The 11,110-nt window shown below is 64.2% G+C and carries 11 protein-coding genes; 6 read left to right on the top strand and 5 right to left on the bottom strand.

What is annotated here, in order from left to right:
* From EN932_RS17995 to EN932_RS17985, 3 genes are all read left to right on the top strand, one after another.
* A partial coding sequence (locus tag EN932_RS17995; RefSeq protein ID WP_164890525.1) for a fumarylacetoacetate hydrolase family protein occupies positions 1–509 on the top strand: 509 nt, incomplete at its 5' end.
* A 4-nt stretch (positions 510–513) separates the two neighbouring features.
* On the top strand, positions 514–1,164 hold the full coding sequence (gene maiA, locus EN932_RS17990) for a maleylacetoacetate isomerase (protein ID WP_024503824.1): 651 nt from the start codon (positions 514–516) through the stop codon (positions 1,162–1,164).
* A gap of 118 nt (positions 1,165–1,282) precedes the next feature.
* Entirely contained in the window at positions 1,283–2,323 is a 1,041-nt protein-coding gene (locus EN932_RS17985) for a zinc-dependent alcohol dehydrogenase family protein (RefSeq protein ID WP_127369115.1), read from the top strand.
* Positions 2,324–2,341: 18 nt separating this feature from the next.
* Here the strand turns inward: EN932_RS17985 and EN932_RS17980 are convergent, their stop codons facing one another.
* A complete protein-coding gene (locus tag EN932_RS17980; RefSeq protein ID WP_027160452.1) occupies positions 2,342–3,232 on the bottom strand; it encodes a DMT family transporter in 891 nt (296 codons plus the stop codon).
* Positions 3,233–3,336: 104 nt separating this feature from the next.
* Between EN932_RS17980 and EN932_RS17975 the strand changes: the two genes are divergently transcribed.
* Together EN932_RS17975 and cml are read left to right on the top strand one after the other, a co-directional pair.
* A complete protein-coding gene (locus EN932_RS17975) occupies positions 3,337–4,740 on the top strand; it encodes a PLP-dependent aminotransferase family protein (protein ID WP_127369117.1) in 1,404 nt (467 codons plus the stop codon).
* 234 nt (positions 4,741–4,974) lie between these two features.
* The gene (gene cml, locus EN932_RS17970) at positions 4,975–6,171 is read left to right on the top strand and encodes a CmlA/FloR family chloramphenicol efflux MFS transporter (protein WP_127369118.1); all 1,197 of its coding nucleotides are present in this window, start codon (positions 4,975–4,977) and stop codon (positions 6,169–6,171) included.
* Positions 6,172–6,220: 49 nt separating this feature from the next.
* Here the strand turns inward: cml and EN932_RS17965 are convergent, their stop codons facing one another.
* Positions 6,221–7,114 (bottom strand): LysR family transcriptional regulator, encoded by an 894-nt coding sequence (locus EN932_RS17965; protein WP_013531250.1) that lies wholly within the window; start codon positions 7,112–7,114, stop codon positions 6,221–6,223.
* 128 nt (positions 7,115–7,242) lie between these two features.
* On the opposite strand from EN932_RS17965, the gene EN932_RS17960 reads away from it, so the two are divergent.
* Positions 7,243–8,697: an MFS transporter gene (locus tag EN932_RS17960; RefSeq protein ID WP_127369834.1), complete on the top strand. Its 1,455-nt coding sequence runs from the start codon at positions 7,243–7,245 to the stop codon at positions 8,695–8,697.
* A 38-nt stretch (positions 8,698–8,735) separates the two neighbouring features.
* On the opposite strand, the gene EN932_RS17955 is transcribed toward EN932_RS17960, so the two are convergent.
* From EN932_RS17955 to EN932_RS17945, 3 genes are all read right to left on the bottom strand, one after another.
* Positions 8,736–9,233, bottom strand: a complete 498-nt coding sequence (locus EN932_RS17955; protein ID WP_013531248.1) for a MaoC family dehydratase — start codon at positions 9,231–9,233, stop codon at positions 8,736–8,738.
* Between the two features lie 190 nt (positions 9,234–9,423).
* A complete protein-coding gene (locus EN932_RS17950; protein WP_128368953.1) occupies positions 9,424–9,852 on the bottom strand; it encodes a phasin family protein in 429 nt (142 codons plus the stop codon).
* A 111-nt stretch (positions 9,853–9,963) separates the two neighbouring features.
* Positions 9,964–11,110, bottom strand: a 1,147-nt coding sequence (locus EN932_RS17945) for a DUF445 domain-containing protein (protein WP_164890524.1), incomplete at its 5' end; no start/stop codon positions are given.

The raw sequence follows: 11,110 nt of genomic DNA, 5'->3' as shown, positions 1-11,110 counted from the left end.
CCGCCCCCGCTCCCCCCTCCCCGCCGCTGACGGCCAATCTGCACCACGAGATCGAACTGGTGGCCGCGATCGGCAAAGCCGGCTTCCGCATTCCCCGCGACAAGGCGCTGGACCATGTCTGGGGCTACGGCGTCGGCATCGACCTCACCCGCCGCGACCTGCAGGACGAGGCCAAGAAGGCCGCCCGGCCCTGGGACTGGTCGAAGGCCTTCGACCGCTCCGCCCCTTGCAGCCCGTTGGTGCAAGCGCACGAATCCGGCCACCCACAGAAGGGCCGCATCTGGCTCGCCGTCAACGGCAAGGTCAGGCAGGATGCCGACCTCGCCGAACTGATCTGGCCGATACCGGATATCGTGTCGATCTGCAGCGAGGCGATGGAGCTCGAGCCCGGCGACCTGATCTTCACCGGTACGCCAGCAGGCGTCGGCGCGGTTGGCCCCGGCGACACGATGACCGGCGGCGTCGACGGCATCGGCACCATCGAAATAACCATCGGCCAGCCGAAGTGAGCGCATGAGCAAACTCGTCCTGCACAACTACTATCGCTCCTCCACCTCCTACCGGGTGCGGATCGCGCTGGAGATGAAGGGGCTGAGCTACGACTATATCCCGCATCATCTGCGCCATGGCGAGCACCTCGAACCAGCCTATCTCGCGGTCAATCCGCAAGGGCTGGTGCCGGCGCTGGTGCTCGGCGACGGCACGCTGCTGACGCAATCGCTGGCGATCATCGAATTCCTCGACGAGACCAGCCCGGAACCACCGCTATTGCCAGGGGATGCGGCCGGTCGGGCACGGGTCAGAATGCTGGCGCAGATGATCGCCTGCGACATCCACCCGGTGAACAATCTGCGCGTGCTGACCTCGCTGCGCACGCTGTTCGGCGCCGGCGACGAGGACGTCGTCAACTGGTTCCGCCACTGGGTGAACGAGGGCTTTCAGCCGCTTGAAAAGATCCTGGCCTTGTCGGCGGAGACCGGAACATTCTGCCATGGCGACGCGCCGGGTCTGGCTGACATCTGCCTCGCCGCACAGATTGCCAGCAATGCCCGCTTTGGCGTCGATCTGACGCCCTACCCGACGATCGCGCGCATCAACGCCGCCTGCATGGCGCTGCCGGCCTTCCAGAAAGCGGCGCCCCAGAACCAGATCGACGCGGAATAAGGCGTCATCTGCGTAGCGTCGGCACCGGAACAGTATGGCTGGCGGAATCGATTTTCGCTTGACCGGATAGGGAATCGGCTATCGTTTCCCGCAGGCCGTGTGAAAGGTGGTGTTGCCGATGAAAGCCGTCGTCTTCGAGAAATTCGGCGAAGCGCCGAGGATCCAGACCGTTCCTGATCCGAAGCCGGCAGCCGATGGCGTCGTCATCAAGGTCGAGGCGACCGGTCTGTGCCGCAGCGACTGGCATGGCTGGATGGGTCATGACGAAGGCATCACGCTGCCGCACGTGCCGGGCCACGAACTTGCCGGCATCGTCGTCGCCGCGGGCAAGCAGGTCACGCGCTGGAAGGCCGGCGAGCGCGTCACAGTGCCGTTCGCCGTCGGCTGCGGCCGCTGCTTCGAGTGTAATTCGGGCAATCACCAGGTCTGCGAGCACCAGACACAGCCTGGCTTCACCGGCTGGGGCTCGTTTGCCGAATATGTCGCCATCGAACATGCCGACACCAATCTTGTGCGCCTGCCCGACGAGATGGAATTCGCCACCGCCGCCAGCCTCGGCTGCCGCTTCGTCACTTCGTTTCGAGCCATTGTCGACCAGGGCCGGGTGAAGCCGGGCGAATGGGTCGCGGTGCATGGCTGCGGCGGCGTCGGCCTGTCGGCGATTATGATTGCCAGCGCCATGGGCGCCAATGTCATCGCCATCGATCTCACCGACGAGAAACTGGATTTCGCCAAAAAGATCGGCGCCGTCGCCACCATCAATGCATCTACGACGCCGAACGTGGTCAAGGCGGTCAAGCAGATCACCAATGGCGGCGCGCATATGTCGATGGACGCGCTCGGCCACCCGACCACCTCGTTCAACTCGATCGCCAATCTGCGTCGGCGCGGCCGCCATGTGCAGGTCGGCCTGATGTTGGGCGAACACGCCCGGCCGCAGGTGCCGATGGACAAGGTGATCGCCTTCGAACTCGAAATCCTCGGCAGTCACGGCATGCAGGCCTATCGCTACCCCGCGATGATGGAGATGATCCGCCACGGCAAGCTGAAGCCCGAACTGCTGGTCGGCAAGAGGATCAGCCTCGACGAGGCGCCCGCAGCCTTGATGGCGATGGGCGGCTTCGAGGGCATTGGGATTGGGGTGGTCACGAAGTTTTAGGCGAGGACGGCACCGTCGTCAGGCGATCGCGCGTCGTGGCAATTCCTGCTTTGCGAATCGCTTGGCGCCTACGACGCAAAGCACGACGCCAAGCGTAACGACCACCATCAGCGGGCTGACCTGCTCGTGCAGCAGCGTCGCTGCCAGTGCCAGTCCGAAGAATGGCTGCAGCAGCTGCAACTGTCCGACCGCGGCGATGCCGCCTTGCGCCAGCCCGCGATACCAGAACACGAAGCCGATCAGCATGCTGAACAGCGAGACATAGGCAAGCCCCATCCACGCACTGACGCCGACGCCGTCGAACGACGGCGGCATGGTCATCAGCGTCAGCACCAGCATGACCGGCAGCGACAGCACCAGCGCCCAGCAGATCACTTGCCAGCCGCCGAGCCTGCGCGACAGCGCGGCGCCCTCGGCATAGCCGAGGCCGCAGGCGATGATGGCAGCCAGCATCAGACCGTCGCCGACCGGCGAGGCCGTCACGCCTTGCGTCAGCGCAAAGCCCGCGACCAGCGCACTGCCTATGCATGAAAACAACCAGAACGCCGGGCGCGGCCGATCGCCGCCGCGCAGCACCCCGAATATCGCAGTGGCCAGCGGCAGCAGGCCGACGAAGATAATGGAATGGGCCGTGGTGACGTGCTTCAGCGCCAGCGCGGTCAGCAAGGGAAAGCCGACAACCACGCCAAGTGCCACGATCACCAGCGACAGCAGATCGCCGCGCTCCGGGCGTTTCTGCCGAAACAGGAGCAGCAGCGCAAGGCCAAGCAAGCCGGCAATCGCCGCTCGGGCCGAGGTCAGGAATGTCGGATCGAATTCCCTGACCGCCACCCGCGTCGCCGGCAGCGAGCCGCTGAAGATCAACACGCCGATGAATCCATTCATCCAGCCACTCGCGGTCTTGTCCATCGTATGCTCCGTTTGTCGGCTCCGTATCGCGCGGAGCCGGTAGTATCGCCAGAGACAATGCGGTACAATTATGCAAAACTGTCATGGTCAGCAGAGCAGTACGGATGGACAAGCAGACTACAGGAAGCGAGAGCGGCGGTACGCTGGTCGAAGGCGTCATGGCGACGATCCGCCAGCGGATCGCGGCGCGCAGCCTGACGCCGGGAGGGCAATTGCCGTCGATCCGCGCCTTTGCCAAATCCATGCGAGTGTCCAAATCCACCGTGGTCGAAGCCTATGAGCGGCTCGCCGCCGAAGGCGCGATCCGCTCGCGGCCGGGCTCCGGCTTCTATGCCGCCGGATCGCTGGCGCCGCTGTCGCTGGCCGAAATCGGCCCCCGCCTCGACCGCGCCGTCGATCCGCTCTGGATCTCGCGACAGTCCCTGGAGGCCGGCGATGACATGCTGAAGCCCGGCTGTGGCTGGCTGCCCGCTTCATGGATGCCACAGGCAGGGCTGCGCCGGGCGCTGCGCACGGTGGCGCGTGCCGACGATGTCGCACTGGCCGATTACGGCACGCCGCTCGGCCTGCCACCGCTGCGGCAATTGCTGGCGCGGCGCATGGCCGGGCATGGCATCGAGGCCTCGCCCGAGCAGATCATGCTGACGGAATCAGGTACGCAGGCCATCGACCTCCTGTGCCGGTTCCTGATCGAGCCCGGCGACACCGTGCTGGTCGACGACCCCTGCTACTTCAACTTCCACGCCCTGTTGCGCGCTCACCGGGCCAAGGTCGTCAGCGTTCCCTACACGCCGTCGGGGCCGGATATCGATCTGTTCGCGCAGGCGTTGGCCGAGCATCGGCCACGCCTCTACATCACCAATTCCGGCATCCACAATCCGACCGGCGCGGTGCTGTCGCCAGTCACCGCGCACCGGCTGCTGAAACTCGCCGATCAATCGCAATTGACCATTGTCGAGGACGACATCTTCGCCGATTTCGAACATGCGCCCGCCCCCAGGCTGGCGGCGTTCGATGGTCTCAACCGCGTTGTCCATATCGGCAGCTTCTCCAAGACACTGTCGGCATCGGTTCGCTGCGGCTTCATCGCCGCACCGCACGACTGGATCGAGCCCCTGACCGACCTCAAGATCGCCACGACCTTCGGCGGCGGCCGGCTCGCAGCCGAACTGGTGCTGACGTTGCTGAAGGACGGCAGCTACCGCAAGCACATGGATTTGCTGCGCGCGAAGCTTGCGCGCGCCATGGGCGAGACGGCCGCCCACCTGAAAGCGATCGGCATCACGCCGTGGATCGACCAGCCGGCTGGCCTCTTCCTGTGGTGCAGCCTGCCGGACGGCGTCGATGCGGCCGAAGTCGCCCGCCGCGCTCTGGCCGACAACATCGTGCTGGCGCCCGGCAACGCATTCAGCCTGTCCGGAACGGCTGGCCGTTTCCTGCGCTTCAACGTTGCCCAATGCGCGGACGAGCGGATTTTCAGGGTGCTCGAGGCGGCGATGGCGCGTTGACGCGCATCAAGCTGATCCTGTTGCCTGTGCAACCTTCGGCTGCTAGGGAAACGGGAGCGCACTCGAGAGAATATTCGCGCCATCATTTTCCGGGATAGCGTTTATGGGAACCAGCAAGTCAGCAGACAAGTAGGCCGCAACAGCACTTCGTTGTTGCGGCGGCCCGTCATTTCCCATCTTCATTGAGAACGGCAGATCGCCGCCAAATGTAGCCATTTGAGCGGATGTTCAATCATGCCTTTTCCAAAAAACCCGACATGGACCACTTCCCTGCCAGCAGCCATGATGCTGATGGCGCCCTTCGACATCCTGGCCTCGCTGGCCATGGACATCTACCTCCCGATTGTCCCGGCGATGCCGGGGATCCTCGAGACATCGCCTGATGTCATCCAGCTGACGCTGAGCCTCTACATGATCTGTCTTGGGCTCGGCCAAGTCGTCTTCGGCCCGATTTCCGACAGGATCGGCAGGCGCCCGGTGCTGATCGGTGGCGCGCTTTTGTTTTCAGGCGCTTCCTTTCTGCTCGCCAGCACCTCGCTGGCCGCTGTCTTCGTCGTCCTGCGCGTCGTGCAGGCCATTGGTGCGTCCGCCATTCTCGTTGCAACCTTCGCAACGGTTCGCGACGCCTATGCGCAAAGAGCCGAAAGTGCCGTCATTTACGGCCTGTTCAGCTCGATGTTGGCTTTCGTGCCGGCGTTGGGGCCGGTTGCCGGTGCGTTGATTGCCGACAATTTCGGCTGGCGGGCGATCTTCCTGACGCTCGGAGTCCTGGCCACGGCAGCTACCCTCAACGCATGGCCGAAATGGCACGAAACCCGCCCCTCGAATGGCGATACCAGGCGAATGGCGCTTCGACCCATTCTCTCCAGTCTTGCCTTCTGGACCTACACGCTTGCATTCAGTGCCGCCATGGGCGCCTTCTTCGTGTTCTTTTCGACTGCGCCACGGGTGCTCATGGATCGCGCCGGTTTTTCACAGTTCGGCTTCAGTCTAGCTTTCGCCACCGCGGCGCTGGTGATGATCGTCACCACCCGCTTCGCCAGAAGGTTCATTGCAAGCTGGGGCATCGCCGGCAGTGCCATCAGGGGCATGGCGATGCTGCTGTTCGGCGCGGCGCTATTGGCAGTGGGGCAACTGTTCGCACAGCCGTCCTTCGCGACATTTATCTTGCCGATGTGGGTCGTTGCCGTGGGTATCGTCTTCATCGTCTCAGTCACCGCAAACGGTGCACTCGAGGCGTTTGGCGATGTCGCGGGAACCGCAGTCGCACTCTACTTCTGCATCCAGAGCCTTGTCGTCGGCATCTTCGGCACGTTGTTCGTCGTCCTGCTCGGCGGAGACACGGCGTGGCCGCTGGTCGCCTACTGTTCGGTCATGGCGACGCTCACACTAAGCGCACTGAGGCATTTGCAGAAACGCCAAACCGAATAGACTGGACAGATGAGAAGCCTGGGCGGTTGGCGCAGGCTTCTCATCGTTGTCAGCGCGACGCCGCACACACCTCCCGCACACAGTCGCGCAACCAGCGTTGCGCCGGATCGGCATCGAGGCGCGGATGCCAGAGCATGGAGATAGTGACTTCCGCGGTGGCAACCGGCAGGGGAAAACTGCGCATGCCGGCGCGTGCGCCCTCGGTATGCCGCTCCGGAACGCTGGCGATCAGGTCTGATGTGCGGGCCATGGCAAGGGCTGCCGAGAAACCGGAAACCATGCACACGACGGTCCGCCGCAGCCCGAGCCGGTTCAAAGCCTCGTCGATCGGCCCTTTCTCGCGGCCACGCCGTGAAACGCTGATGTGTCGGCCTGCGGCATAGCGCTCAGGCGTCACCGCGCCCTCGGTCAAGGGATGGCCCGTTCGCACAGCGCCGATGAAGCGGTCGCGAAGCAACGCCTGGATGCGCACCTCCGGGCCGGTCTCGCCAGCGACGCCTATGTCCAGATCGATCGCCGCGTCGCGCAGCGACATGACGTCCCGGTCGGACTTCGGTGCAAAGCGCAGCCGCACGCCGGGCGCATCGGCCTGGATACGGGCAACGAGACGAGGTGCGAACTCTTCGACGAAGCTCTCATTGGTGCGCAGCGTGAAGACCCTGTCCAGGTTCGGGAGATCGAGCAAGGTGGCAGGGCGCAGGATCGCCTCCGCATCCTGGACGACACGGCCTACCTGCTGTCGCAGTTCTTCCGCACGCGGCGTCGCCACAAGGCCTCGACCGGCGCGAACCAGCAGCGGATCGCCCGTCGCCTGGCGCAGTCGCGCCAGCGTGCGGCTCATCGCCGAAGGGCTGAGGCGTAGGCGGCTGGCGGCGCGCGCCACGCTGCCTTCGGTCAGCAGGACGTCGAGAGCGAACAGTAAGTTGAGATCGGGTGATGTCATCGGCAGATCATGACATGATATGGCGCCAAACGCACGAATAAGATGCAAATGCTGCGCCTTCCGCCACATTGGCCAAGGAACTAGATCTCCAGCAGTTCCGGTTGTGGGACTGATGGAAGGAGACCGCCGTGGCAATCGCTGAGCAAAATCCGGACGCGCTGACATCGGCGCCACCACGGATGCAATCCGCCGGCTGGGCGTTGGCAAGCCTGTCGCTCGCCACACTGCTGTCGTCGCTGGGAACCAGCATTGCCAGCGTCGGGCTGCCGTCGCTGATGCAGAATTTCGGCGCGACGTTCCAAGCCGTGCAATGGGTTGTTCTGGCCTATCTCCTCGCCATCACCACACTGATCGTCAGCGTCGGCCGGCTGGCCGACATGTTCGGGCGCCGACCGTTGCTGCTTGGGGGCATCGCGCTGTTCACGTCCGCATCGGTGCTCTGCGGCCTGGCGCCGACACTCTGGCTGCTGATTGCCGCACGCGCCGTGCAGGGACTTGGCGCAGCGCTGATGATGGCGCTGACGCTGGCCTTCGTCGCCGAAACCGTGACCAAAGACAGAATCGGCGGCGCCATGGGCCTGCTCGGCGCCATGTCCGCGATCGGCACGACACTTGGCCCCTCGCTCGGCGGCCTTTTGATCACCGGCTTCGGCTGGCGGGCAATCTTCCTCGTCAATGTCCCGCTGGGAGTGCTCACCTTCGCTCTTGCCTGGCGTGCCCTGCCGGCACGCAATAAAACCGCGCGGCTCGACCGAGGCACGTTCGATGTCGTGGGCACCGCCCTGCTGGCCCTGACGTTGGCCGCCTATGCGCTGGCGATGACGCTGGGCAGAGGCAATTTCGGCACGCTCAACATCGGCCTGCTGATCGCCGCCGGCACCGGCGTTTTTCTTTTCGCCGCCGCGCAGGCGAGAGTGAAAAACCCCTTGATCCGGCTTGCCAGCTTCCGCGATCTTCAGCTGAGTGCCAGTCTCGCCATGAGCCTCGTCGTCGCCACGGTGATGATGGCGACGCTGGTGGTGGCTCCGTTCTACCTGTCGCGCGGGCTCGGGCTGGATGCTGCAATGGTGGGTGCGGTGCTGTCGACCGGCCCGCTCGTCTCGACCTTGTCGGCGTTGGTGGCCGGACGCCTGACCGACCGCTTCGGCGCTCATAGGATGATGGTCGCAGGCCTGCTCAGCCTCACGACAGGCACGTTCCTGCTGTCGCTCGCCGTGACCAGATTCGGCATTGCCGGCTATGTCGTTGCGATCACCGTCACCTGCATCGGCTACGCGCTGTTCCAGACGTCGAACAATGCAGCCGTCATGACCGGCGTTGACGCGGGTCAGCGCGGCGTCGTCTCCGGTCTGCTCAACCTTTCGCGCAATCTCGGGCTCATCACCGGCGCCTCGTTGATGGGCGCTATATTCGCCGTCGCATCGGCCGAAGGGCACGAAGGCATTGGTCTTCTGAGTTCCGAGGCCGCCGCCCGGGGAATGCAGGTCACCTTTCAGACGGCGACGGTGCTGGCGCTGGCTGCGCTGTTCCTCGCACTGCTCTCGGCCCGCGCCACAGGCCGCGCAGAATCCAGGGCTTCGTGACGCGCACACCGCTCAGAGAGTAGAATTTCCAAACAGGCTCAGGCACCTGCCCGCTTGCGGCGTTCATAGAGCATGACCAGCGTTTCCGCCGTCAAGGCAGGCTTTTCCTCGCCTTCGATCTCGACCGTGTTGGCCGCCTTCATCAGATACTGGCCCGGGCCCCTGTCCTCCATGGACAGCAGCGTGATGCGCAGTCTGATGCGGGCGCCGACCCTGACCGGCGCCAGGAAGCGTACTTTGTCGAAGCCATAATTGAAGGCGGCCTGCGTATTCTCGGGCACGATGCCCATGCCGAGCGCCAGCGCGCCGATGATCGACAGCGTCAGATAGCCATGCGCGATCGTCGTGCGGAACGGGCTTTGCCGCCGCGCCCTTTCAGGGTCGACATGAATCCATTGATGGTCGCCGGTGCATTCAGCGAACTGGTCGATGCGGTTCTGGTCGACCGTCGTCCACTCCGACACGCCGAGTTCCAGCCCGGCCATCGTCCTCAACTGCTCGTAGGTAGGCGGCGTTTTAGGCCGTATTTCGTTCATTCCTGGTTTCCCGATCGCTTCCAGAGCCTCCGGACCACGAACTGACGGCCTCTGTCAATTCGCTCTGCGCGAATCCGTTCCGTCGATCTCGGCCGCAATCGAGCCACGCCGCCGGCGCAGTCGCAGGCCAACTCGGGCTTTCCGGGCTTCAGGGCGGCCGGCAGCCATGAACCGGTCCCGGCCACATCCGCTACTTCTTCTCGTAGCCGGCGCGGATTTCCTCCATCGCCTCCTTGATGCGGGTGCGCAGGATGTCGACCGATTCGGCACCGGATTTCTTGACCAGTTCAGCCACTTCGCCGGCATTTTTCAACGCGGCCTCGAAGGACTTTCTGGCAAACTCCGTCTGTTTGGCCATCAGTTCCTGCGGATTGCCCGGCGCCCTGTAGCTTTGCGCCATCTCGGTGACCTCGCGCAGCGTATCCTGCAGCATCTCGCGCTGCCGGGACAACAGCGAGGTGGCGACGGCGGCACCGGCTCGTGCAGATTTCTCCAGCGCTTCGAGGTTCTTGCGATGATGGGCGAGGATCGCCTCGACGTCGACATTGGGCACCTTCAGGTCGCGGCCGAACCTGCCGAACATGTCCATGAAGGAATCGGATTCCGGTTGTTTTGCCATGCTTGTTTGCTCCCCTTTGCCGCGGATGCGGGCACCCTCGGATGGAGAATAACACTCGCGTGCCGTGAGTCCATTCGGACGCGGAGGAATGAGCGCCAGTCTGGCCGCGCATCAATTCACGAGGAACAGCCGCTCGGCCACATAGAGCACGACACCGGCGAGGCCGCCGATGATCATGCCGTTGAAGCGGATGTACTGCAGGTCCCGGCCGATGTTCATCTCGATCAGCCGCGTCAGTTGCGCGAGGTCCCAGCGTTTGACCTGGTCGGCGATGAATGTCGACACGCCGGCCTTCTGGCTCTCCACGAACGACGCCAGCGCCACCACGAACCCCTGGTTCATGTCGGCCCGGATCTGCGCATCGCCGGCAAGATGCCGGCCGACCTCGACGAACATGTTGGCGAGGTGCGCACGGATGACCGAATTCGGCGCCTTGGCATCCTGCTCGATGAACTGGCTGAGGCTTGCCCACATGTCGCCGGCCAATCCCTTGACCTCCGGCCGGCCCAGGAAGTCGCGCTTCAGCTTTTCGGCCCGTTTGGCGTATTGTTTCGATGTCCTCAGCTTATCGATGAAGCCTTGGGCGAAGCTGTCGAATTCGGCGCGCAGCGGGTGGTCGGGATCGGCCCTCACTTCGTCGAGCAGCGAGCCCGCCGAGGCGACGATCTTCTTCAGGAGATAGGCGTCGGCGCGGAACAGGTTGAACAGCGACGGCAGTTCCTCGCGGATTTTTTCGCGCATCGTTGCCAGCGCTTTTTCGTCATTGAGGAACCGCCCGATCACCTTGGTGAATTCGTCGAACAATTTCTGATGGCGGCGATCATCGGTAAGCGCCGAGAGCAGTTCGGCGGCCAGCGGCGCCAGCGGCACCTTTTCGATCTGTTCGAGCATGCGGCTGGTGACGAAGCCGCGCAGGCCGGATTGCTCTATCGCCGCAAGCGTCTGCGGCACCAGCCGCACGATGAAGCGCGACAGGCCGGCGGCGCGCTCCGTATCGGCCAGCCAATCGGCGACCAGCGCCGAAAAATCGACCTCGGCAAGCTTTTCACGCACCGGTTCGGGCGCCAGAAAGTTGACCTCGATGAAGCGGCCGAGATTGTCGGCGATGCGGTTCTGGTTCTCGGGGATAATGGCGGTGTGCGGGATCGGCAGCCCCAGCGGCCTTCGAAACAGCGCCACCACCGCGTACCAGTCGGCGAGGCCGCCGATGGTCGCCGCCTCGGCAAAGGCAGCGACGAAGCCGAGCCACGCATGGATG

It is taken from the genome of Mesorhizobium sp. M7A.F.Ca.US.002.01.1.1 (assembly GCF_004022955.1).
Classification (GTDB): Bacteria; Pseudomonadota; Alphaproteobacteria; order Rhizobiales; family Rhizobiaceae; genus Mesorhizobium; species Mesorhizobium ciceri.
Note: the sequence above shows the minus strand (reverse complement) of the source record. Positions and strands in the feature narration are given on the sequence as shown.